The organism is Micromonospora sp. NBC_00389, from assembly GCF_036059255.1.
In the GTDB taxonomy this organism is placed as follows: Bacteria; Actinomycetota; Actinomycetes; order Mycobacteriales; family Micromonosporaceae; genus Micromonospora.
The window spans coordinates 3,954,681-3,976,508 of sequence record NZ_CP107947.1 but is presented as its reverse complement, the minus strand read 5'-3'; the positions used below and the strand labels follow the sequence as shown (position 1 = coordinate 3,976,508).

General features: G+C 73.0%; 21 protein-coding genes and 1 pseudogene. 7 read left to right on the top strand and 15 right to left on the bottom strand.

The window, feature by feature from the left end; translation table 11 throughout:
- The first annotated feature begins 256 nt into the window (after nucleotides 1-256).
- From OG470_RS18870 to OG470_RS18860, 3 genes and pseudogenes are all read left to right on the top strand, one after another.
- Nucleotides 257-445: a sugar phosphate nucleotidyltransferase gene (locus OG470_RS18870; protein ID WP_442931200.1), complete on the top strand. Its 189-nt coding sequence runs from the start codon at nucleotides 257-259 to the stop codon at nucleotides 443-445.
- Complete coding sequence (locus OG470_RS18865; protein WP_328414018.1) at nucleotides 442-741, top strand: sugar phosphate nucleotidyltransferase; 300 nt, start codon at nucleotides 442-444, stop codon at nucleotides 739-741. Before OG470_RS18870 ends, OG470_RS18865 begins: the two co-directional genes overlap by 4 nt.
- 64 nt (nucleotides 742-805) lie before the next feature.
- Nucleotides 806-1,087 (top strand): annotated as a pseudogene (locus OG470_RS18860) (IS3 family transposase); the annotation flags it as partial.
- On the opposite strand, the gene OG470_RS18855 reads toward OG470_RS18860, so the two are convergent.
- The 9 genes from OG470_RS18855 to OG470_RS18815 all read right to left on the bottom strand — a co-directional run bounded on the left by OG470_RS18855 (nucleotide 1,065) and on the right by OG470_RS18815 (nucleotide 11,972).
- Nucleotides 1,065-1,886, bottom strand: coding sequence for a shikimate dehydrogenase (locus OG470_RS18855; protein ID WP_442930912.1), 822 nt, complete (start codon nucleotides 1,884-1,886; stop codon nucleotides 1,065-1,067). The pseudogene OG470_RS18860 and the gene OG470_RS18855 sit on opposite strands and share 23 nt — an antisense overlap.
- 100 nt (nucleotides 1,887-1,986) lie before the next feature.
- Nucleotides 1,987-3,186, bottom strand: a complete 1,200-nt coding sequence (gene mltG / locus OG470_RS18850; RefSeq protein ID WP_328414014.1) for an endolytic transglycosylase MltG — start codon at nucleotides 3,184-3,186, stop codon at nucleotides 1,987-1,989.
- A complete protein-coding gene (gene ruvX, locus OG470_RS18845) occupies nucleotides 3,186-3,644 on the bottom strand; it encodes a Holliday junction resolvase RuvX (RefSeq protein ID WP_328414012.1) in 459 nt (152 codons plus the stop codon). The genes mltG and ruvX overlap by 1 nt, the downstream gene beginning before the upstream one ends.
- 72 nt (nucleotides 3,645-3,716) lie before the next feature.
- Nucleotides 3,717-6,395, bottom strand: a complete 2,679-nt coding sequence (alaS, locus tag OG470_RS18840; protein WP_328414011.1) for an alanine--tRNA ligase — start codon at nucleotides 6,393-6,395, stop codon at nucleotides 3,717-3,719.
- Nucleotides 6,392-6,697, bottom strand: coding sequence for a hypothetical protein (locus tag OG470_RS18835; RefSeq protein ID WP_328414009.1), 306 nt, complete (start codon nucleotides 6,695-6,697; stop codon nucleotides 6,392-6,394). The genes alaS and OG470_RS18835 overlap by 4 nt, the downstream gene beginning before the upstream one ends.
- A gap of 29 nt (nucleotides 6,698-6,726) precedes the next feature.
- On the bottom strand, nucleotides 6,727-7,191 hold the full coding sequence (locus OG470_RS18830; protein ID WP_328414007.1) for a DUF948 domain-containing protein: 465 nt from the start codon (nucleotides 7,189-7,191) through the stop codon (nucleotides 6,727-6,729).
- A gap of 150 nt (nucleotides 7,192-7,341) precedes the next feature.
- Entirely contained in the window at nucleotides 7,342-8,067 is a 726-nt protein-coding gene (locus OG470_RS18825) for a hypothetical protein (RefSeq protein WP_386992032.1), read from the bottom strand.
- 2,078 nt (nucleotides 8,068-10,145) lie between these two features.
- Nucleotides 10,146-11,684, bottom strand: coding sequence for a replication-associated recombination protein A (locus OG470_RS18820; RefSeq protein WP_328414006.1), 1,539 nt, complete (start codon nucleotides 11,682-11,684; stop codon nucleotides 10,146-10,148).
- 75 nt (nucleotides 11,685-11,759) lie between these two features.
- Entirely contained in the window at nucleotides 11,760-11,972 is a 213-nt protein-coding gene (locus OG470_RS18815; RefSeq protein ID WP_328414004.1) for a hypothetical protein, read from the bottom strand.
- 139 nt (nucleotides 11,973-12,111) lie between these two features.
- On the opposite strand from OG470_RS18815, the gene OG470_RS18810 reads away from it, so the two are divergent.
- Nucleotides 12,112-12,852: a GNAT family N-acetyltransferase gene (locus OG470_RS18810; RefSeq protein WP_328414002.1), complete on the top strand. Its 741-nt coding sequence runs from the start codon at nucleotides 12,112-12,114 to the stop codon at nucleotides 12,850-12,852.
- Between the two features lie 49 nt (nucleotides 12,853-12,901).
- Here the strand turns inward: OG470_RS18810 and OG470_RS18805 are convergent, their stop codons facing one another.
- The 4 genes from OG470_RS18805 to aspS form a co-directional block, all read right to left on the bottom strand.
- Complete coding sequence (locus OG470_RS18805; RefSeq protein ID WP_328414000.1) at nucleotides 12,902-14,203, bottom strand: MFS transporter; 1,302 nt, start codon at nucleotides 14,201-14,203, stop codon at nucleotides 12,902-12,904.
- On the bottom strand, nucleotides 14,200-14,808 hold the full coding sequence (locus OG470_RS18800) for an ArsR/SmtB family transcription factor (RefSeq protein ID WP_328413999.1): 609 nt from the start codon (nucleotides 14,806-14,808) through the stop codon (nucleotides 14,200-14,202). The genes OG470_RS18805 and OG470_RS18800 overlap by 4 nt, the downstream gene beginning before the upstream one ends.
- 76 nt (nucleotides 14,809-14,884) lie before the next feature.
- Entirely contained in the window at nucleotides 14,885-15,697 is an 813-nt protein-coding gene (locus tag OG470_RS18795) for a sugar nucleotide-binding protein (RefSeq protein ID WP_328413998.1), read from the bottom strand.
- A gap of 96 nt (nucleotides 15,698-15,793) precedes the next feature.
- A complete protein-coding gene (gene aspS / locus OG470_RS18790) occupies nucleotides 15,794-17,599 on the bottom strand; it encodes an aspartate--tRNA ligase (protein WP_328413996.1) in 1,806 nt (601 codons plus the stop codon).
- 153 nt (nucleotides 17,600-17,752) lie between these two features.
- On the opposite strand from aspS, the gene OG470_RS18785 reads away from it, so the two are divergent.
- Nucleotides 17,753-18,487, top strand: a complete 735-nt coding sequence (locus tag OG470_RS18785) for a DUF998 domain-containing protein (RefSeq protein ID WP_328413994.1) — start codon at nucleotides 17,753-17,755, stop codon at nucleotides 18,485-18,487.
- 85 nt (nucleotides 18,488-18,572) lie between these two features.
- Nucleotides 18,573-19,223, top strand: coding sequence for a DUF998 domain-containing protein (locus OG470_RS18780; protein ID WP_328413992.1), 651 nt, complete (start codon nucleotides 18,573-18,575; stop codon nucleotides 19,221-19,223).
- A gap of 72 nt (nucleotides 19,224-19,295) precedes the next feature.
- Here the strand turns inward: OG470_RS18780 and OG470_RS18775 are convergent, their stop codons facing one another.
- Both OG470_RS18775 and OG470_RS18770 read right to left on the bottom strand, forming a co-directional pair.
- Nucleotides 19,296-20,342, bottom strand: a complete 1,047-nt coding sequence (locus tag OG470_RS18775) for a S1 family peptidase (RefSeq protein WP_328413990.1) — start codon at nucleotides 20,340-20,342, stop codon at nucleotides 19,296-19,298.
- Nucleotides 20,343-20,767: 425 nt separating this feature from the next.
- The gene (locus tag OG470_RS18770) at nucleotides 20,768-21,244 is read right to left on the bottom strand and encodes a winged helix-turn-helix transcriptional regulator (RefSeq protein ID WP_328413988.1); all 477 of its coding nucleotides are present in this window, start codon (nucleotides 21,242-21,244) and stop codon (nucleotides 20,768-20,770) included.
- A gap of 55 nt (nucleotides 21,245-21,299) precedes the next feature.
- On the opposite strand from OG470_RS18770, the gene OG470_RS18765 reads away from it, so the two are divergent.
- Nucleotides 21,300-21,821, top strand: a complete 522-nt coding sequence (locus OG470_RS18765) for a PaaI family thioesterase (RefSeq protein WP_328413986.1) — start codon at nucleotides 21,300-21,302, stop codon at nucleotides 21,819-21,821.
- Nucleotides 21,822-21,828: the final 7 nt, after the last annotated feature.

The following is a 21,828-nucleotide window of genomic DNA, read 5'->3' as shown; positions in this document are numbered from 1 at the left end:
GTGCTTGAGAATGCTCAATAAAGACCCACTCCGCCAGCGTCGTTTCCGGTGTTTTTATCCAGAGTCCAATTGCCGACAATGGAAGGAGTGCGGGCCGCCCGAAAAACAGTTGACCCAGCGCTACGCAATGGTCCATCCAGTTGCCGCAGACCGCCGTGGAGGCGGTTGAGCACGACTTCCGGGCGTTGTCACAATCGTTTGGGTAACGGCCACCGGGTGACGCAGCGAGGCCGGCAGCCTCCCCTCCACGCACGGAATCCTTCTCGCCTGCGGCACCGGAACGCGGCTGTGGCCGATTACTCGGGCGGTGTCCAAACAGCTCATGCCGGTCTTCGACAAGCCGATGGTCTACTACCCGCTCTCCACCCTCGTCATGGGAGGGGGTGCGGGAGATCCTGGTCAAACACGCCCAAGGACCAGGACCAGTTCCGCCGTCTGTTCGTGACGGCGCGCCCAGTTCTGGCTGCGGCTGGAATACGCCGTACAGCCCGCCCGGAGGGGATCGCGCAGGCCTTCATCATCGGCGTCGGCCTCGGCCGGCAACCCGCCGGCCTCGGCGGGTTGGTCCGCGGTCGGATCTTCGCGTATCAGGTAGCAAACCCCGGGGCATACGGGGTGGTCGACTTCGATCCGGCCGGTCGCGTGCTGTCGATTGAGGAAAAGCCCGCCCGCCCCAAGTCCCGCTACGCCGTGCCCGGCCTCTACTTCTACGACAAGGGCGTGTTCGATATCGCCCGTTAGCTCACGCCCAGCGCCCGGGCTGGAGATCACGGCGGTCAACGAGACCTACCGGGAGCTGGGTGCCGTCACGGTAACCTGCCGGGTCCTCGGCTTCAGCCCGCAGGCCTACTACGCGTGGCGTAAAGATCCGGTCTCACAGCGGGACTGGGACAACGTCCACCTGATCAACGCCGCGCTGGACATCCACCACGACGACCCGGCGTTTTCGGCTACCGGTTCATCGCCGACGAACTCGCCGCCCAGGGCATCAACCGCCGGCGCCAACCGGGTGGCCAGGCTCTGCTTCTGCGAAGACGTCGCGCGGGCGCGGGTGGGGGGCGGCCTCAGGCGGCGCGTGCCGCGGCCAGCACGGCGGCCATCTCGGCCCGGGGCGCGGCGACCCCGGTGAACTGCTCGAACTGGCCGACCGCCTGGGCCAGCAGTAGATCCAGCCCGGAGACGAGCCGGCAACCGGCCGCCTGCGCCGACGCCGCCAGCGGCGTCGGCCACGGGTCGTAGAGCGCGTCGAAGAGCACCGCCTCCGGCCGCCAGGCCACCGTGCCGGCGAGCGGGTCGGCGACCCCCTTCGGCACCGTCGAGATCACCACGTCGGCCCCGGTGTGGTGCGCCGCGTCGGCCCAGGCCGCCCCTCGCATCGGCACGTCGACGGCGCAGGCCACCGCACGCAGCTCGTCGACGGCGGCGGCACGGCGGGCCACCACCGTCACCGCGCGGGCGCCCAGCCCGGCCGCCGCGGCCAGCGCCGCCCGCGCGGTCCCGCCCGCACCCAGCACGGTCACCGCCGCGCCGGGCCGCACCCCGGCGCCGGTGAGCACCTCGACCATGCCGCCGACGTCGGTGTTGTCCGCGTACCAGGAGCCATCCGGACGGCGTACCAGCGTGTTGGCCGCGCCGACGGCGACGGCGACCGCCGAGGCCTCCGCGGCCACCTCCAGCGCCGCTTCCTTGCCCGGCATGGTCACCGACAGCCCGGCCCACTCCGGGCCGAGGCCGGCGACCAGGGCCGGCAGCTCCGCCGCCGCGCATTCGATCCGGGTGTACGACCATCCGGTCAGCCCGGCGGCGGCGTACCCGGCGGTGTGGATCACCGGGGAGAGGGAGTGCGCGATCGGCTTGCCCAGCACCGCGGCCCTACGGGTCGACACGACCACCGCCGGACACCTCACGAGCCCCCGTGTGGGTGCGCATCATTCCCCCGCCCTGCCGCCCATCTCAGCTCGACCCTACCCGGCAGCGCGGCCGGCCTCAGATGATGCCGGCCTCCCTGGCCTTGGCCTCGTTGCGCTGCTGCTCCTCGTAGGTCTCGGCGAAGGCGGAGTGGCCCTGCTTGTCGATCGCCACGAAGTAGAGCCACTTGCCCGTCGGCGGGTCCATGGCCCCTTCCAGTGCCTGCTTGCCCGGGTTGTTGATCGGGGTGGGGATCAGGCCACGCAGCTTGCGGTTGTACGGGTTCTTCGGGTCGTCCAGCTCCGACTGCGTCATCTGCGCGGAGGTCTTGGTCGGTTTGCCGATCGACTCCAGGTAGTAGTTGACCGTGACGTCCATCTCCAGGCAGTTGCAGTTGAACTCGCCGTACACCCGGTTGTAGGCCACTCGGGCGACCTTGCCCAGGTCGTCCTTGTTGCCCGCCTCGGCTTGGGCCAGCGAGGCCACGATCAGCGCCTCGTACGGGCTGACCTTGCGTTCCTTCTGCACCCGGTCGGCGAACTTCATCTCGCCGCTCACCGAGAGGAAGTTGTCGACCATCAGCTTGAGGATGCTCTCCGCGGTGGCCTTCGGCGGGATCTCGTACGTGTCCGGGAAGAGGAAGCCCTCGACGGACTTGGGGACCTTCTTGCCGTCCTCGCGCGTGAACCACCAGTCCGGGATGCCAAGCTCCAGCGGGTTCTTCGCAGCGGCCTCGAAGTCCTTGACCGGAATCTTGGTCTTCTCGGAGAGCAGCTTGTAGACGTTCTTGCTGGTACGCCCCTCGGGAATGGTCAACCCGTTGACGATCTTGTTCTTCAGGTCGAGCATCGCGGTGACGGCACTCGCGCCGCTCATCTGCTTCCGCAGCTTGTAGGTGCCCGGCTGGATGTTCTTGCTGCGCGAGTTGGCCTCGGCGGCCTCGATGAACGCCTTCTGGCTCTTCACCACGTCGGCGGCGACCAGGGCGTCGGCCATGTCGGCGAGCAACGCGCCGTTCTTGATCTCGACGGTGATCTCGCCGGTCCCGGCGCCGTCGTAGTCGGGCGTGACGAAGTAGTTCTGAATCCGGTCGAAACCGTAGAACGCGCCGCCGCCGATGCCGCCCAGCAGGACCAGGGCCATCAGCAGTGCCAGGAACGTCTTGCCCCGGCCTCCGGAACCGGAGCCGCCCTTGCGCTTGCGGACGAAGCCGCGGCGGTGCCGGCCCTTCTCCCCCCGCTCCGGCTCGTCGAACCCAAGGTCCAGATCGTCGATCATTACGTCCGCCTCCGCTGCGCGTCCAGCCAGCTCTGCAGAATTTCCACCGCGGCCGCCTGGTCGACAACCGCTCGTTGACGCTTGCCCCGAACGCCACGCTCAGCAAGCCTACGAGAAGCGACCACGGTCGACATCCTCTCGTCAGTGAGCGTTACCGGGACGGGCGCTATCACGTCGACCAGTCGGTCAGCGTACGCCTTCACATGGATGGCCGCCGGGCCATGCTTGCCGGCCAGATTGACCGGAAGGCCGACGACAACCTGCACGGCCTCATGTTCGGCCACCAGCGCGGCCAGCTCGGCGAGGTCACTGGGCACCGCGTCGGGCGCCGTCGTGAGGTCGCGGGCCAGGGTCACCAGCGGCGTGGCCAACACGCCGTCCGGATCCGAACGGGACACCCCCACCCGGACCTGACCGACATCCACCCCGATCCGGACCCCGCGCGTCAGCTCAGTCACCGGCGGTCACCCCCGGGACCCGACGAACCAGGGCGGACCGATCGGCCCGCCCTGGTCGAACATGATGAACCATCACGCCTCGGTGATCGCCTTCTCGACGGTGTGTAGCAGGTTCGGCGCCTCGGCCGCCGGCAGGCCGCCACCCTGGGCCAGGTCGGGGCTGCCCCCGCCGCGCCCGGAGAACGCCGCCTTCACCAGGTCCGAGGCGGCCAGGCCCCGGCCGCGGGCGGCCTGGTTGACCGCCACCACCAGGGAGGCCTTGCCGTTCGAGCGGGCCGCCACCGCGACCACCGCCGGCCGGGCCGGGTCGATCTTGCCGCGGATCTCCTGGGCGAGGGTCCGCACATCGTTACCGGCCGCGCCCTCCGGCGCCTCGGTGCCCACGTACGCCACCCCGCGCACGTCCTTGGCCTGCGCGGCGAGCGCCGCCGCTCCGCCCAGCACCAGCTGGGCGCGCAGCTTCTCCAGCTCCTTCTCCGCATCCCGGAGCTGGGTGACGGTCTGCTCCACCCGGTCGGCGACCTGCTCGTTGGGCACCCGGTACAGCTCGGCCAGCCGGGAGACCAGCAGGTGCTCACGGGCCAGGAAACCGAAGGCGTCCATGCCCACCAGCGCCTCGACCCGACGGACGCCGGAGCCGATCGACGACTCGGAGAGGATCTTCACCAGGCCGAGCTGGGCCGAGCGGGCCACGTGCGTGCCGCCGCAGAGCTCCCGGGCGTAGTCGCCCACCTCGACGACCCGCACCTCTTCGCCGTACTTCTCGCCGAAGAGGGCCATCGCCCCGATCCGCCGCGCCTCGTCCAGCGAGGTGATGAAGGCGTGCACCTCCAGGTCGGCCAGGAGCACCTCGTTGACCTGCTGCTCCACGTCCCGCAGCACGGTCGGCGACACTCCCGTCGGAGTGTTGAAGTCGAACCGCAGCCGACCGGGCGCGTTCAGCGAACCAGCCTGGGTGGCCGAGTCGCCGAGGAAGTTGCGCATGGTCTGGTGCACCAGGTGGGTCGCGGTGTGTGATCGGGAGATCGCCCGCCGCCGGGTGGTGTCGATCTCGGCGTAGCCGGTCTCGCCGGCGCGCACCTCACCCCGGATAACCCGGGCCCGGTGCACGATCAGGCCGGGCACCGGCTGCTGCACGTCGAGCACCTCGACCTGACCGCCGCCCACGGTGATCATGCCCTGGTCGGGCTGCTGGCCACCGCCTTCGGCGTAGAACGGGGTCGTGTCGAGCACCAGCTCGATGGTGTCGCCCTCGGTCGCCGCCTGGCGCGGGCCACCCTCGCCGAGCAGCGCCCGTACCGTCGACTCGCGGGCCACCTCGCTGTACCCGGTGAACGTCACCGGGCCACCCGAGTCCAGCACCGACCGGTACGCCGACACGTCGGTGTGCCCGGTCTTGCGGGCCTGCGCGTCCGCCTTCGCCCGGGTCCGCTGGTCGGCCATCAGCCGGCGGAAGCCCTCGTCGTCGACCGTGAGGCCCTGCTCCGCGGCGATCTCAAGGGTCAGGTCGATCGGGAAGCCGTACGTGTCGTGCAGCTGGAACGCCTTCGCCCCGGACAGCGCCGCGCCACCCGCGGTGCGGGTCTCGGCGATCGCAGTGTCCAGGATCGTGGTACCGGCGCGCAGGGTGGACAGGAAGGCTTCCTCTTCGGCGTACGCGTACTGCGCGATCCGGTCGAAGTCGGTCGCCAACTCCGGGTACGACGGCGCCATGCAGTCCCGGGCCACCGGCAACAGCTCGGGCAACGCCCGATCCTGCCAGCCCAGCAGCCGAATCGACCGGATCGCCCGGCGCATGATCCGGCGCAGCACGTAGCCACGCCCCTCGTTGCTCGGGGTCACGCCGTCGCCGATCAGCATCAGCGCGGTCCGCACGTGGTCGGCGATCACCCGCAGCCGTACGTCGTCCGGGTGCGACTCGCTGGCCACGTGGCCGGAGTGCGCGCCGTATCGCTTGCCGGTCAGCTCGGCCGCCCGGTCCAGGATCGGCCGGACCTCGTCGATCTCGTAGAGGTTGTCGACGCCCTGCAGGATCGAGGCCATCCGCTCCAGGCCCATGCCGGTGTCGATGTTCTTCGCCGGCAGCTCACCCAGGATCGGGTAGTCGTCCTTCGTCGTGCCCGGACCCCGCTCGAACTGCATGAAGACGAGGTTCCAGAACTCCATGTAGCGGTCCTCGTCGACCGCCGGGCCGCCCTCCCGGCCGTACTCCGGGCCCCGGTCGTAGAACAACTCGGAGCACGGGCCGCACGGCCCGGGGATGCCCATCGACCAGAAGTTGTCGGCCTTGCCCCGGCGGACGATCCGAGCGGCCGGCACCCCCACCGACCGCCAGATCTCGAACGCCTCGTCGTCGTCGAGATAGACGGTCGGCCAGAGGCGCTCCGGGTCGAGGCCGTAGCCGCCCTGGTCCTGTGACTTGGTGACCAGGTCCCAGGCGAGGGGGATCGCGCCGTCCTTGAAGTAGTCGCCGAAGGAGAAGTTGCCGTTCATCTGGAAGAACGTGCCGTGCCGGCTGGTCTTGCCGACCTCATCGATGTCCGGGGTACGGATGCACTTCTGCACGCTGACCGCCCGCTGGTACGGCGCGCGCTGCTGACCGAGGAAGTAGGGGACGAACTGCACCATGCCGGCGTTGACGAACAGCAGGTTCGGGTCACTGATGGCGGGCAGCGGAGCGGACGGCACCACGGCGTGGCCATTCGCCTCGAAGTGCGCGAGGTACCGCCGCTTGATTTCCGCCGTCTTCATCGCTGGTGTTCCTCCGGAAAGATGTATCGATCGCCGATCCGCGGGTCTTCCCGCAGCTCGGCGAACTGGTCGTCGAACGCCTCGCCCTGGGCGAACGCCTGGTGGATCTCCTGCTCGCGTTCGGCCATCCCGACGCGGACGTCCTCCACGAAGCTACGCAGCGATTCGACCAGCCCGCCAGCGGATTCCGACAACGTGCTCGCGATGCCGGCCGGGGTGTACGCCTGCGCGGTCCGGGTCGCCTTGCGGACCACCACCACGCCGACGGCGAGCCCGATGCCCAACCAGAACAATCGCCTCATGTCTCGCTACCTCCTGGTGCGCCGGCCGGTCAGCGGTTGCCGCGCCGGGTGGCCCGCCGCTGCTGCTTGATGGTGTCGCGCACCTCGCGCTCGGTCTCGGCGTGCCGGCGGCTGGCCGCGGCCTTGCGCACGCTGTAGCCGAACGCGGCTACCTTGACCAGCGGGTTCGCGGCCGCGGCAGAGACCACGGTGGCCAGGTTGGCGACGTTGGCGGTGATGTTCTGCGCGTGGCTGGTCATGGTGTCGACCTTCGCCAACTGGAGGTTCACGCCGTCGAGCGAGGTCTGCACCTGCTCCAGGGCGGTGTTGACGTTCTTCACCGTGGTGTTCACGTCGCCGAGCAGCGGTGCGGTCCGATCGTTGAGGTCGTTGATCATCCGGGTGGTGGCGTCCACCGTGTGCCGCAGCCGCAGGATGGGCAGCGTCAGGATGAGCACCAGCACCGCGAACGCGCACGCCGCGATCAGCGCCGCAACCGCTCCAATGTCGCCCACGCCTGTCCTCCTCAAGCAGAGTTCCGGGGACCCGACGTCCCCGGAACGCACAACCGTGGTACCCGTACCGGGCCCACCGAACCGTCACCGATCAACGGCAGCGGACGGGCCTACCAGCCCCAGACCCTACCGTCCGTGATGGAAACCGGCTCACGACGGTGAGGGTGTCAACTCACCCAGCGGGTCCGCGCTGACTGTCGGGAACGGATCCTCTCCGGTCAGTGACGGATCGGTGCTCGGCTGTGGCTTGGTCCGCTCGTCGTCGATCGCGTTGCGCACCTTCACCGATACCAACGAGCCGGCGCACTCCGCCGCAGCGGCCGAGGGGCCGGGAGACGGCACGATCGCCGGCTCGCCGTCGACCGGCGGCGGCACGCAGGTCGGCTCGCGCACCCACAGGTCGAGAGTCAGCTCATCGCGACGCCAGCAGGTGTAGCTCCCCTTCGTCTCCTGCTCGGGGCAGCGGGTCACCTTCCACGGTTGCCAGCCGTCCTGTCGCAGCGCGTTCTCGTAGACCCCCGCCGTCTCCTCCGGCGACTTCTCCGAGGTGACGGTGCGCTCGCGCAGTCGACAGTCGAGCAGGCACCAACGACTGCCGCTGACCTCGTCGACCGTCTTCGCCGCGGCCCAGCCGGGCACGTTCAGCTGGTCCAGGTTGTCGAAGACCGGGTCCCGGCTCAGCGTACGGATGCCGAAGAAGAGCGGCACCGCGCCGAGCAGGACGACGCTGACCAGCGCCAGCACCGCCGCCCGCAGCCGGCGCCGCTCGCGCAACTGCCGGCGCAGCTCGGACCGGGCGCCCGGGGCGGCGCCGTCGTCGTCGGGCACGTCCTGGCCGGCTGGGCGCAGCGCGGGCCCGTCGGCCGGCGCGGGCACCGGCCGGTCCACCGGTCCGCCCGCAGTGGGCACCACGGCGGCGGCCCGGGCCACACCGACGGGCTCGCCGGGGCGGCCGGGCGGTGGCACGGGTGCGACACCGGAGGGCTCGGGACGACCGGGCTCCCGGTTCGGTGGCAGGGCACGGCCGGCGGCGCGATCGGCCGGCGCGGGTCGAGCGGCCGGCGCACCGCCGCGGGCCACCGCGGGAGCTCCGGGACCGGTGCCGGGCTCGCCGCTCACGGGCGGGTGCCCGGCGCCAGCGGGGCGGACGGCGGCGCGAGCCGGACCGTCCGGGCGCTGCCGGGGCGGGCCATCCGGGCCGATGCCCGGTGGGACGGCGGCACGGGCCGGGCCGTCCGGGCGGGCGGCGCCACGGGCAGTGGTCTCGGCACCCGGGCCGGGCCGGGATGGCCCGTCGGGACCACGGTGTCCGGCGCCGGTGGCCGGCGCGTCGCCGGGGGCGGGCCGGGCACGACCGGGCGGGGTGGAGCGGGCGGCGCCGCGGGCCGGTGCGCCCGGACCGGCGGCACTGCCACCGGGCGCGGGTCGCCCGCCGCCGGCGGGACCGGCGTACGGGTCGTCGCCACGGTCGCCCGTCGCGCCGGGCCGGACGGCACGGCGACCGGTGGGGGCGTCCGCGGCCGGGTCGGCCGGCGGCCCGGCGGGCCGGCGGCCGGCGCCGCGCTCCGCGGCCGGGTCGGGCACGGCGAGCCGGCCGGGCGAGTGGTCGGTGAGATCGCCCGCACCTGCGGGCGGCCCAGGACGGCGGCCGGCCGGCGGCGGGGTGCCACCGCGCCGGTTGACCACCGGCAGGGCGGGGTCGGTGTGCGGCAGGCGGCCTGCCTGGCGCAGCCAGTCGGCCGGCCGCTCCGGGCGGTCGGTCCGGGGCTCGCCGCCGGCCGGAGCGCGGCGCTCCTGCTCGTCCGGGACCGTCCGGCGGCGCCCGGTGCCGTCGGCCGGGCCGATGGTCGGCGCGGCGCCGGTGTGGCCGGACGCGTCGGGCACCGCCGGGGCGTTGCCCGAACGGGGCACCACCGGCTCGTCGGGTTCGGCCGCGCGGCGGTGCCCGCCGGAGGACGAGCGGGTGCGGTCGGCCGGCCCCTGGCCGGACGTCTCCGTCGCGCCGGGGTCGACTGTGCCCGGGCGACGCCGGGCGTTCCGCGGATCACGGTCGACGGCGGGGTCGGGTCGCAGTCCACCGGGGACCGGCGGTACGGCACCGGTCGGCGCCGCGTCGAAGCGGGTCCCGCCGGGGGCGGTGGGTGAACCGGCGGCCCGCGCCGGATCGGTCGTACGCCGACCGGCGGGCCCGCCGTCGGTGGGCAGTGGACGGCCGGGCTCGGTGGTCTCCGGGCCGGGTCTGCGACCCAACGGCCCGGCGTCGGGCCGGCGTAGCGGCGGCATCGCGTCCGCTCGACCCGATGGGGGGACGGCGGCCGGGCGGCGACCGGTCGGTGCGCCGGTGCCCGGCGGGCCGGCGGGCGGGCCGGCCGGGGCAGCGCCCGGGCGGGGCCGGGCCGGGCCGGCCGGTACGCCCGAGGTCGGGGGTCCGGGTGGGCCTGCCGGCTCGCCACCGGCCGGGCGGGCGGCGGTGGGAGGCGCGAGCGGCGGCCCGGCGGCGCGAGGGCCGCTGCCGGGTGCCGGCTGTGCCCCGCGGCGGGCCGGCTGGCCCGGGGCGGGGACTCCGGGGCCGGCGGCCCGGGGTCGGTCGGCGGGTGGCCGCTCGTCCGGGCGGCGGCCCGGCGGCGGCGCGTCGCCCGGCCATGGTCCGCCGGCCGGCCGGCGCGCGGCGGGACCGTCCGGGTCACCACGGCGCGGGGTGGGTGGCACCGGGCCGTCCGGCGGCACCGGGGCGCCCCCGCGTGGCCCTGCGGGCTCTACCGCGGCCCCGTCGGGGCCCAGCTCGGAACGTTGCTGCTTGGCCGACCGCAGGTCGTCGATCCAGCCGAACTCCTCGCCGGCTACCGGCTCCTCCGGCTCGGCCTCGGCCCGGCCTCGACCCCAGCGGCGGCCCTTGGCGCGGGGATCGCGCCGCTCATCCGGGCCCTCGTCCGGGCGGTCCGCACCACGCGACTTCACTGTTGACCCTCTCCTGCGGCGTTGGTGCCGCTGTCTTGCATCGTGCCGGGACCGCCCGTGCCCGTCGTCGGGCGACCGTTCTCGTCGGCAAGCGCCGGCCCGTTCTGCGCCGTTACGGGCGGCGCGGCCGGCGGGGCCTCCGGGCGGGCGGGCGGGGCCGGCAGCCCTCGCACGATCCCGCGCAGCAGCGGCAGCCGGGTGGCCACCGACCGCTCCGCCCCGTGCGGGCTGGGCCGGTAGTAGTCGGTGCCCACCAGGTCGTCCGGGACGTACTGCTGGGTGACCACGCCACGCTGGTCATCGTGCGGGTAGCGGTAGCCGGTGCCATGGCCCAGCCCTCGGGCGCCGGCGTAGTGCGCGTCGCGCAGCCCGCGCGGCACCGGGCCGCCCCGGCCGGACCGCACGTCGGCGATCGCGGCGCCGATGGCGGTGGTGGCCGAGTTCGACTTGGGCGCGGTGGCCAGGTGGATCACTGCCTGGGCAAGGTTGAGCTGCGCTTCGGGCAGCCCGACGTACTCGACGGCGTGCGCGGCGGCGGTGGCCACGCTCAACGCGCCGGGGTCGGCCATGCCCACGTCCTCGCTGGCGAAGATGACCAGCCGGCGGGCGATGAACCGGGCGTCCTCCCCGGCGACCAGCATCCGGGCCAGCCAGTGCACCGCGGCGTCCACGTCCGAGCCGCGCATGCTCTTGATGAACGCGCTGACCACGTCGTAGTGGGCGTCGCCGTCGCGGTCGTAGCGCACCGCCGCCACGTCGACCGCCTGCTCGGCGGTGGCGAGGTCGATCCGGCTCGCGCCGAGCGCCGTGGCGGAGGCCGCCGCCGCCTCCAGTGCGGTCAGCGCCTTGCGAACGTCGCCGGACGCGAGCCGGACCAGGTGGTCCTCGGCCTCGTCGGCCAGGGTGAGCGTGCCGCCCAGGCCACGCTCGTCGGTCACCGCACGGCGCAGCAGACTGCGCACCGCCTCGTCGTCCAGCGGTTGCAGGGTGAGCAGCACGCAGCGTGACAGCAGTGGGGAGATGACCGAGAAGTACGGGTTTTCGGTGGTCGCCGCCAGCAACGTGACCGTACGGTCCTCGACGGCGGCGAGCAGCGAATCCTGCTGAGTCTTGCTGAACCGGTGCACCTCGTCGATGAAGAGCACGGTCTGCGGGCCGCCCGAGCGGCGCTGCCGGCGGGCCGCCTCGATCACCGCCCGGACGTCCTTGACGCCGGCGGAGAGCGCCGACATGGCCACGAACCGGCGGTCGGTGGCCCCGGCCACCAGGTGCGCGATGGTGGTCTTGCCGCTGCCCGGCGGTCCCCAGAGGATGACCGACATCGGGGCGCCGCCGGAGACCAGTTGCCGCAGCGGCGCGCCGGGGGCGAGCAGGTGGGCCTGCCCGATCAGCTCGTCGAGGGTCGCCGGGCGCATCCGGACGGGCAGGGGCGAATCGGCTGCTACCGGAGTGAAGCCGTCGACACTGGCGGAACCGTCGGGCGCGCTGCGCGACCCGGCGGGTGCACCGAGGGAGAAGAGGGCGTCGGACTCCATCACGAAGACAGTACCGGGCCGTGCCCGCGACGCCGGAATCGCGCCGCGGGCCGGGCCACTGGTGATCGGTTCCGGTCAGCCGCGACCGGGGCGCCGGCCCCGGTACCAGCGGCCGCCGCCACCGCCGCGCGGGCCGTTGCCCACGCCGCCCAGGTAGAGCGAGAGCAGGAACAATCCGAGGAGCACGAGCGTGTTCCAGTTGAACAGGTCCGGCGCTCCGAAGTTGGTGTCGAGCAGGTCGATCAGCAGGGCAAAGCCGAAGACAATGGCGGCCAGAATGGCGAGCATGTCGGTCCTCCGGTGGGGGTTCCCAGTAGGTCGGCCCCGGATGTACCCAATCGGTCGACTCGTCAATCTCCACCATGGATTCGGCCTGGCCGTGGCGGCCCGGCGCAAGCGTTCGACCCCCGGCTCCTAGGCTGGTCGCATGATCATCGACGACCAGGTGGTCCTGGACCGGACCGCCATCCTGGCCGCCGTCGGCCACCACCCGTTCGCCCGGCACGCACTCGGGCGGGGCGCGCCGGCGCGCGGCTACCGGCGCGACGGCACCGTGCTGTGGTTGGTGCCGCCCGAGCACGGGCCGGCCGGCTGCGCGATCGGCCCGGCCGGGCCGGCGATCGAGGTCTGTGTCGCGCTGGTCGGCGACGGGATGCTGCGCCCGGGGCAGCGGCTGCACCTACCCCGGCACGATCCCGCCCTGCTGGCGGGCCGGCTGGCGGTGACCCGGCACGACGACTGGGACTTCCACTGGACCGACACGCCACCACCGGCACAGGCGGACGAGCAGCGGGTGGTACGACTCGCCGAGGCCGACCATCCGGCGCTGGAGGCGCTGATCGACGAGGCGTTCCCGAGCACCACCGCCCGCCCGGGAGACGCAGAGGTGGTGGACTGGTACGGCATCCGGGTCGGCGGCCGGCTGGTGGCGTGCGGCGCGGACCGCAGCCGGGGCGACATCGGGTTCCTCGCCGGCCTGACCGTCGCCCCCGACCAGCGGGGTCGGGGGCTGGGCGCGGCGCTGACCGCCGGAATGACCCGGGCGCTGCTGGCCCGCTACGACACGGTCGGGCTCGGCGTCTACACGGACAACGTCGGGGCGGCACGGCTCTACCGGCGGCTCGGCTTCACCGAAACCCTCCCGCTCAGCTCGCTACGGCTGGGCTGAGCGGGAGGGTTCCGCTGGAATCGCCGCGGGTAGCGGAAGGGCGTCCTTCCTAACGCCCGGCGGTCTGCGGCTCGGTGGGTTCGGGTACCGCGGGCGGGTCGGCGGTATCCGCCGCGGGCCGACGGCCGGCCCGCCATGCCGGCAGGTAGAGCGGGGCGGCGACGGCCAGGACGACCGCGCCGACGACCATGGCGGTGCTGATGCTGGTGGCGGCGGCGAGCGCGGTCAGGGCCACCCCGCCGAGTGCACCGGCCGTCCCCGCCATCATCGAGTTCAGCGAGAGCACGCTGGTCCGGTACGGGCCGTCGACCTGTCGGTGCAGCAGCCCGCTGTGCAGCGGGTTGGACGCGCCGTGCACGGTGTAGCAGGCGAGGTAGGCCACGAGCACCCCGACCGGCCCGGCGAAGAGCCCCATCCCGACCACCGTGACGCCCTGCAGGATGCGCAGCAGAGCCGCGCCCGGCGCAGCGCCGGGCCAGCGCAGCAGCAGCGGTGTCAGCGCCGCGCCGGCTGCCGAGGCGAGCCAGGCGGCCGAGTTGGCCGGCCCGAGCAGCGCGGCGGCGCGTTCCGGGTCGCCGACCACCTCGGCGAGCCGGACCGGCAGCAGCGACTCGAAGGTGATCATGCCGAAGCCCCAGAACAGCTCCACCGACACCAAGGCAAGCAGCACCCGCGAGCGACGCAGCAGCCCGACGGCCTCGCCGATCATCCGGGGCGCCTGGAGCACCGAGGCGCGCAGCGCAGCGAGGCCGGTGGCCGGCCGCTGCTCCACCAGCAGGACGACCAGCGCAACCAGCGCCGCCGCCTGGGCGAGGATGGCGACCAGCACGGGCACCGTGAGCGCGCTGACCGGCCCGATCGGGCCGAGCGCCACCAGGCCGCCGCTGAGCAGCGCGCCAGCGCCGATGGCCCCGCCGATGACGGTGCCGGCGTGCCCGAGGCCCCGTTCGTACTCGGCCTCCGGGTCGGCGGCCAGGGTGGCGTCGACGTACCAGGACTCCAGCGGGCCGCTGTCCAGTGCCCGGTAGACCCCCTGCAATGCCCAGACCAGGAAGAACATCCAGAACGAGTCGGCCACCGCGAAGAGTGACAGCGAGACGAGGTTGAGCGCTCCGGCGGCGAGCAGCACCGGGCGGCGGCCGAGGGCGTCGGCGAGCCCGCCGGTGGGCAGCTCCAGCGCAAGCACCAGCAGCCCCTGCGCGGTGAAGACCAGGCCGATCTGCGGCAGCGACAGGCCGCGCTCCTGCATCAGCAGGATCATCACCGGGATCATCAGGCCGGTCGGCAGCCAGCGCAGGCCGTAGAGCGTCAGGTAGCGACGCCGGACCTGGCGTACGGTCAGCGTGCTCATCGGGGCCCTTCCAGCAACGGGTAGGCGGCCAGGAAGACCTGCACGGGGCGGGCCTGCGGATCAGCGGAGTCGACGAGGCCGGCCTCGCGGTTGTACCGCTCCAGCACCTGCCACACCTCCGCCTGGAGCGCCTTCAGCCGGTCTGGCGGGATCGTCATGAAGATGTCGCCCATGCCGATGGCGTCCCGCCAGGCGGGGGACCACTCGTGCTGAATGGCGAACCAGCGTTCGGCGTGCTCGACGAGAAGGCGTACCTGGTCGCCCTGGATCCACTCGATCGCAGCCCGGGCGTCGGGGTCGTCGTCGAAGTCGGTCGGCTCCCAGTTCGTGACGTCGTGTGCGGCCTGCCACCAGCGCTGCCGGCCGCTGCCCCGGTCGGGGTCCTCGGTCACCAGCCCCACCTCGGCGAGCTGGCGCAAGTGGTAACTGGTCGCGCCGGTGTTGGTGCTGAGCAGCTCCGCCAGGGTGGTGGCGGTGGCGGGCCCGTTCACCCGCAGTGCCCCGAGCAGCCGCATCCGAAGCGGGTGCGCCAGCACCCGGACCTGCCGCTTGTCGATCCGTACCTCACGCGGCGCCGGTCTCGGCGTCTCTCCGTCGTTCACCATGACTGCACAATAACTCTGCACACTTCCTATGCACAAGAGCTATGCATAGGAAGTGTGCACCTGCGGGGCGGTGGGCTCAGCGAGCCAGGATCTCGCGCACGCCGCGTAGCCGGGTACGCAGCAGGCTGGCAGCGCGGGTGGAGTCCAGGCGTACGTCAGTGGGGCCGACCACACCGGCGGCGGTGCTGGTGGTGGACTTCAGCCCGGCCGCGTCCAGGTCGAACCGCTCGGCGACCAGCAGGCCCAGCTCGGCGCGGCTGACCGCGTCCGGACCGGCCACGTTGAGCGGGCCGGCGTACGCGCTGTCGACCAGCTCCAGAACGGCGGCGGCCAGGTCGGTGACGTCGACCGGGCAGCGGATCTGGTCGGTGAACAGGGTGGCCCGGCCGGCGAGCGCGTCCCGGGAGAGCTGGATCTGCTTACTGCCCTCCCCCAGGATCAGCGAGGTACGTACCAGTGCCGCGCCGGGGTCGACCGCTCGCACGGCAGTCTCGGCCGCGGCCTTCGCGGCGCCGTACGCGTTCACCGGCGTCGGCGGGTCGTCGTCGGCGTACGGCTCGGGCCGGCCGGCGTGCAGCGCGTCGCTGGACACGTGCACCAGACGGGCGGCCACCTCGGCTGCCGCGACCGCCACATACGCGGCCCCGTCGGCGGTCACCGTCCAGTCGTCGTACCGGTAGGGGGTGGAGACCACCGCGTCCGGGCGCACCTCGGCGACCAGCGCGCGCACGGCGGCCCGGTCGGTCACGTCCAGCCGGCGCGCCGTGACGCCCGGCGTGCTGATGTCGCCGGAGTGGCACGTCCCCACCACCGACCAGCCGGCGTCCACCGCCCGCCGACACACCTCACGCCCGAGAAACCCACTCGCCCCCACCACGAGCACCCGCATGCCACCACTCCCCCGCCAACGATCAAGAGGTTTGCGTCACCTCGACGGGGCGAGCATGACGCAAACCTCTTGATCAACCAAGCAGGTGGGCGGCGGTCAGACCGGGTCGGCTACCGGGGCGGCCGGGCCCGCGGTGCCGGTGTGGGCGGTGGCTGGGGGCTTCGGCTTGGCGTCGATGCCGGCCTCGGTGCGCTGCTGGGCGGTGATCGGCGTCGGCGCGCCGGTCAGCGGGTCGAAGCCGCCCCGGGTCTTCGGGAAGGCGATCACCTCGCGGATGGAGTCCGCGCCGGCCAGCAGCATGCAGACCCGGTCCCAGCCGAAGGCGATGCCGCCGTGCGGCGGGGCGCCGTACTTGAACGCCTCCAGCAGGAAGCCGAACTTGTCCTGCGCCTCCTCCGGGGTGATGCCGAGCAGATCGAAGACCCGCTTCTGCACGTCACCCCTGTGGATACGGATCGAGCCGCCGCCGATCTCGTTGCCGTTGCAGACGATGTCGTACGCGTACGCCAGCGCCCGGTCCGGTGCCTCCTCGAACCGGTCCACCCACTCCGAGTTGGGCGAGGTGAACGGGTGGTGCACGGCCGTCCAGCCGCCCTCGTCGGTGCGCTCGAACATCGGCGCGTCGACCACCCAGCAGAACGCCCAGGCGCTCTCGTCGATCAGCCCGGCCCGCTTGGCGATCTCGATGCGGGCCGCGCCGAGCAGCTCCTGCGCCTCCCGGGTGGTGTTGCTGGCGGCGAAGAAGACCGCGTCGCCCGGCTTGGCGCCGACCGCGTCGGCGAGCCCGCCCAGGTGCTCGGCGGAGAGGTTCTTGGCCACCGGGCCGCGCGCCTCGCCGGTCTCGGCGTCCAGCACCACGTACGCCAGGCCGCGCGCGCCACGCGCCTTGGCCCAGTCCTGCCAGCCGTCCAACTCCTTGCGGCTCTGCGCCGCTCCGCCCGGCATCACCACCGCGCCGACGTAGCCGCCCGCGTCGATCGCCCCGGCGAAGACCCGGAACTCGGTGCCGCGCAGGTAGTCGGTCAGCTCGGTCAGCTCCACGCCGTAGCGCAGGTCCGGCTTGTCGGAGCCGTACCGGGCCATCGCGTCGTGCCAGGTGATCCGCGGGATGGGTCGGGTGATCTCGTGCCCGGCCAGGTCCTTCCAGAGCGCCGAGACGATCGCCTCGCCGAGGTCGATCACGTCGTCCTCGGTCACGAAGGACATCTCGATGTCGAGCTGGGTGAACTCCGGCTGCCGGTCGGCGCGGAAGTCCTCGTCCCGGTAGCAGCGGGCGATCTGGTAGTACCGCTCCATGCCGCCGACCATCAGCAGCTGCTTGAACAGCTGCGGCGACTGCGGCAGGGCGTACCAGCTGCCGGGCTGGAGGCGGACCGGCACCAGGAAGTCGCGGGCGCCCTCGGGCGTCGAGCGGGTCAGCGTCGGCGTCTCGATCTCCAGGAAGTCCCGCTCGTGCAGCACGCCCCGGGCGAGGTGGCTGGCGCGCGAGCGCAGCCGCAGCGCGTTCGCCGGGCCACTGCGGCGCAGGTCCAGGTAGCGGTACTTGAGCCGGATGTCGTCACCGGCCTCGACCTGGTCGTCGACCGGCAGCGGCAGCGGGGCCGCCTCGGAGAGCACCTCCAGCTCGGCGGCGGTCACCTCGACGTCACCGGTGGGCAGCTCCGGGTTCTCGTTGCCGGCCGGCCGGCGGGTCACCTCGCCGGTGACCTTCACGCAGAACTCGTTGCGCAGCGCGTGCGCGTCCTCTTCCCGGAACACCACCTGGACCACGCCGGAGCCGTCGCGCAGATCGACGAAGATGACGCCGCCGTGGTCGCGTCGGCGGGCCACCCACCCGGCGAGCGTCACCGTCGCGCCGGCGTCCGTCGCGCGCAGGCTTCCGGCATTGTGGGTACGGATCACGGCTGGCAACTCCTCATCGTGGAACAGTCCTCACCGGCATTCTGTCAGGGGCGGCCGGCCTCCTTTGGGGCACCCGGCAGGCCGGAGCGATTCGCCGGTGGGCAGACGGTCGAACCGTGCTCGGCGGGCTGGCGTGTTGGTTAACGTGGCGAAATGCGCGCCGTACCGAACTGGGCCGTCGCCACGGCGGTGGCCGCGCCCCTGCTGCTGGTGGCCGGCTGGACGGTCGCGGAAGGCCGGCAGCCCGCCGGCTACGACCCGGTTCGGGACACCATCAGCGAGCTGGCCGGGCACGACGCCACCGACGCCTGGATCATGATCAGCTGTCTGGTGCTGCTCGGCTGCTGCTACCTGGCGATCGCCGCCGCGCTGCACGCGGCCGGGTTGCCCAGCCGCTTCCTGCTCGCCGTCGGCGGGGTGGCCACCATCGCGCTGGTGGCGTTTCCCCGGCCGACGGTGGGCGGTTCCGTCAGCCACGGCATCGCAGCGACGGTGGCCGTCCTCGCCCTGGCGCTCTGGCCGGCCGGCTCGGCGCTGTGGCTGCCGCGCGGCCGGGACGCCGCGCATCCAGCCGCGCCGGAGCCGCCCTGGGCGTTCCGCCGGGGGGTGGGGTTGAGCGCCACGGTCGTGCTGCTGGCCCTCTTCGGCTGGTTCGCGTTCGAGGTGACCAGCGGGTCCCGGACCGGCCTGGCCGAGCGGGTGACGGCGGTGGCCGTCTCGCTCTGGCCGCTGCTCGCGGTCCTCTCCGCCCGCCGGGTGCACCTCGCGTGGGCCGCCGGCGGCGCCGTACCCGTCGGCCCGGACCTACCGACGGTCGGCGTCGTACCCCCGGATCCGCTGGGACCAACTCACGGGCCAGCTCCTCGACGGCCCGATTGGCTGCCGTGAGTCGTCGCCCGACATAGCCCGGCGGCAGCGACGTCGGCCCATCCGCTCGAGCGCGAGGCGCCGGTCGCACCGCTACGATCGCCCGATGTCGGCCGTTCCCCGCTGGGCCCTGCTGTCAGCCGGTGGCGCACCGCTGTTTCTCATCGGGGGCTGGACGCTGGCGCAGGCCGCCCAACCCGACGAATTCGACCCGGTCCGGCAGACCATCAGCGCGCTTGCCGCCTCGAACGCGGACCATCGCTGGATCATGACGATCGGGCTGGCCGGCCTGGGCCTCTGTCACCTGATAACCGCGCTGGGCCTGGTCACCGCCGCGCCGGCGGGCCGAGGGCTGCTCGCGCTGGGCGGACTGGCCACCCTGGTGCTGGTCGCCTTCCCGCAGCGCCCGGCGGGCGGCTCGATGACGCACGTCGTGGCCGCTGGTGTGGCGTTCGGGGCGTTGGCTGTCTGGCCGGCCCTGGCCGTGCCCCGCCGAGCGGCGCCGCCCCTCGGCCGGGATCACCGCCATCCGCCGGACGGGTCAGCGCCGAGCGGACCCGCACGCTGGACAGCGTTCGCGGTGGCGGCGGTCCTACTCGGGCTGCTCGGCTGGTTCGCCGTCGAGCTTTTCGCCGACGGCGCACGGATCGGGCTGACGGAGCGGCTGGTGGCGGCCGCCGAGGCGGCCGTACCGCTGGCCGCCGTGCTCGCCGCGCTGGCCTCGGAGCGGCGGCGGGGACCGTCCGGGCCCCGCTGACCGTCATCGCCGACGCCGGGCCGCGCGAACGGGCCGCCGGAGGGTTCCGGCGGCCCGTGAGCGGTGAGTGGATCAGAAGACGCTGACGCCGTAGCGGCTCAGCGCCTCGGTGACCGGCTGGAAGAAGGTGGTGCCACCGGTGGTGCAGTTGCCGCTACCGCCGGAGGTCAGGCCCAGGGCGGTGCTGCCGCTGAACAGCGAGCCGCCGCTGTCGCCCGGCTGGGCGCAGACGTTGGTCCGGATCAGGCCGGAGACCGAGCCCTCGGCGTAGTTCACCGTGGCGTTGGTCGCGGTCACCGAGCCGCTACGCAGGCCGGTGGTGCTGCCGGAGCGCTGCACCGACTGGCCGACGGAGGCGTTGCCGGCGCCGGTGATGTCCCGGTAGCTGCCGTTGTAGAGGTAGACGTTGCCGGCGGCGTTGGCCGAGTTGCTGTGCCGCACGATGCCGTAGTCGTTGCCCGGGAAGCTGGTGCCGGTACGGGTGCCGATCAGCGCGGTCTGGCCGGAGTTCGAGTACCAGCTCGACGAGATGTTGGTGCAGTGCCCGGCGGTCAGGAAGTAGTAGGTGCTGCCGCTGCGCACGTTGAAGCCGAGCGAGCAGCGCCCGCCACCACCGGCGTAGATGGCCTGTCCACCGGAGATCCGGGTGCTCAGCACGCCGGCCTCGGCCTCGATCCGGACCGCGCCGTTGGCCCGCGCCGCAGCAGCCTTGACCCGCTCCAGCTTCGCGCCAGTGACGGTGCTGTCCACGGAGACGACGACCTGGTTGGTGACCGGGTCGCTCCACCAGGCGGTGCCCGGGATCTTGGCGGAGCCCTCCAGGTCCGCGGTGGCCCGGTTGAGCTCGGCGGCGCCGCGGGTGACGTACCGGACGGTGGCGCCGGCCTTGCTCGCCTTGCGGGCGGCGGCCGCGTCGGTCACGGTGACGACGGACTTGCCGCTGGCGTCGATGTACGAGCCGGCGGAGCTGTCGCCGAGCTGTGCGGAGAGGGCGGCGGCGGCATCCGGAGAGGCGGCGGGGGCGGCCTGGGCGGGCGCGCCGACGAGTGAGCCGACGACCAGGGTTCCGGCCACGGCGACGGTGGCCGCGACGCGGAGTGAGGACCTTGTGGGTCGCATGTAATAAACCTCCTGGGCGGGGGAACGGGTCTCGCCGGGGGCGGCGAACCCGAGGGGGCAACCCGGCCGATCTGGGAAAACCGGCCGAGCAAACTGAAGTATTCACATACTTAAGATCATTGACAAGACTTGGTTTCGCCCGGATTTGCCGATCTTCGCTGGCCACGTAGCCGCAACACCTCTGACACGCTCGCGAACGCCCACCGTCACACCGCATCCGCAACACCACTGACGCACTCGCGAACCGCCACCGTCACACCGCATCTCCGCCGGTCCCTTTCGGACACGACCTGCCATCGGACGCCCGCGATGCGGCACCGGGAACTGTCCGGCATGAGGGTGAAAGCCCGGCGGTACGACAGTCGGGCTGCCTCGCCACCGTCGGGGGCACGGCCGCCGATACCCGGCGGCACTCGCCGGACGCGTCAGGGGGTACGGCGGCGGGCGGCGGGACCGGGGCGGGGCAGCACGTCGTGGTGCCCGCTCACCTCGTGCCCGTCCACGCAACGCAGCTCGACGCGCACCTCCGCACCGCAGTCGCGGTGACCCACGCTCAGCGGCGAGCCCTCCGGGTCGGCGAGGTACCGGTCGCCCCACCCGAGCACGGCGACCAGCACCGGCCACAGGTCCAGGCCCTTCTCGGTCAGCCGGTACTCGTGGCGCAGCCGGCTGCCCGGCTCCCGGTACGGCTCGCGGCGCAGCACGCCCTGCTCGACAAGGGTGCTCAGCCGGTTGGTCAGCACCTGACGCGGGATCCCGGTGCGCACCCGCATGTCGTCGAAGCGGCGTACGCCGTTGAACACCTCGCGGAGCACCACCAGGGTCCACCGCTCGCCGAGGATCTCCATCGCGCGGGCGATGGTGCAGTTCTCCACCGACCAGTCCAGTGCCGCGGGTCTCATCCGCCCAGGCTAGGTCTGATTGACAGACTCAGCAACGTGCTGCGAGGCTGCGTCCATGACACAGACGCAGGAGCCGACGCGCAGCCGTACCTTCACCTGGTCGGATCCGGCGACCAACGCCGCGCAGCTCGGTCAGCGCGGCGGCCTCGACCTGCTCCGGGCGATGATCGCCGGCGAGCTGGCCGCACCGCCGGTGATGCACCTGATCGACATGGCCCGGATGGAGGCCGACGAGGGACGGGTCGCCGTCGAGCTGGTCCCGCAGGAGTTCCACTACAACCCGCTCGGCACCGTCCACGGTGGCGTCATCTCCACCCTGCTCGACACCGCTGCCGGGTGCGCCGTGCACACCACGCTGCCCGTCGGCATCGGCTACACCTCGCTGGACCTGAACGTGAAGTTCCTCCGACCGGTCACCGTCGACAGCGGCATCCTGCGCTGCGAGGGCACGGTACTCCAGCGCGGCCGCCGCACCGCCCTGGCCGAGGCCCGCCTCACCGACGCCAGCTCCCGCCTCATCGCGCACGCCACCAGCACCTGCCTCCTCTTCCCCATCCCCGCCGACTCCCCCGCCTGACCCAGGT

Bases quoted from the DNA above. Each gene is read 5' to 3' on its own strand.
- mltG (WP_328414014.1), bottom strand. From the start codon at position 3,186: ATGATCGACGATCTGGACCTTGGGTTCGACGAGCCGGAGCGGGGGGAG.
- OG470_RS18770 (WP_328413988.1), bottom strand. From the start codon at position 21,244: ATGAGACCCGCGGCACTGGACTGGTCGGTGGAGAACTGCACCATCGCC.
- OG470_RS18810 (WP_328414002.1), top strand. From the start codon at position 12,112: ATGATCATCGACGACCAGGTGGTCCTGGACCGGACCGCCATCCTGGCC.
- OG470_RS18805 (WP_328414000.1), bottom strand. From the start codon at position 14,203: ATGAGCACGCTGACCGTACGCCAGGTCCGGCGTCGCTACCTGACGCTC.
- OG470_RS18795 (WP_328413998.1), bottom strand. From the start codon at position 15,697: ATGCGGGTGCTCGTGGTGGGGGCGAGTGGGTTTCTCGGGCGTGAGGTG.
- OG470_RS18765 (WP_328413986.1), top strand. From the start codon at position 21,300: ATGACACAGACGCAGGAGCCGACGCGCAGCCGTACCTTCACCTGGTCG.
- OG470_RS18775 (WP_328413990.1), bottom strand. From the start codon at position 20,342: ATGCGACCCACAAGGTCCTCACTCCGCGTCGCGGCCACCGTCGCCGTG.
- OG470_RS18785 (WP_328413994.1), top strand. From the start codon at position 17,753: ATGCGCGCCGTACCGAACTGGGCCGTCGCCACGGCGGTGGCCGCGCCC.
- OG470_RS18835 (WP_328414009.1), bottom strand. From the start codon at position 6,697: ATGAGGCGATTGTTCTGGTTGGGCATCGGGCTCGCCGTCGGCGTGGTG.
- alaS (WP_328414011.1), bottom strand. From the start codon at position 6,395: ATGAAGACGGCGGAAATCAAGCGGCGGTACCTCGCGCACTTCGAGGCG.
- OG470_RS18780 (WP_328413992.1), top strand. From the start codon at position 18,573: ATGTCGGCCGTTCCCCGCTGGGCCCTGCTGTCAGCCGGTGGCGCACCG.
- OG470_RS18820 (WP_328414006.1), bottom strand. From the start codon at position 11,684: ATGGAGTCCGACGCCCTCTTCTCCCTCGGTGCACCCGCCGGGTCGCGC.
- OG470_RS18800 (WP_328413999.1), bottom strand. From the start codon at position 14,808: ATGGTGAACGACGGAGAGACGCCGAGACCGGCGCCGCGTGAGGTACGG.
- OG470_RS18815 (WP_328414004.1), bottom strand. From the start codon at position 11,972: ATGCTCGCCATTCTGGCCGCCATTGTCTTCGGCTTTGCCCTGCTGATC.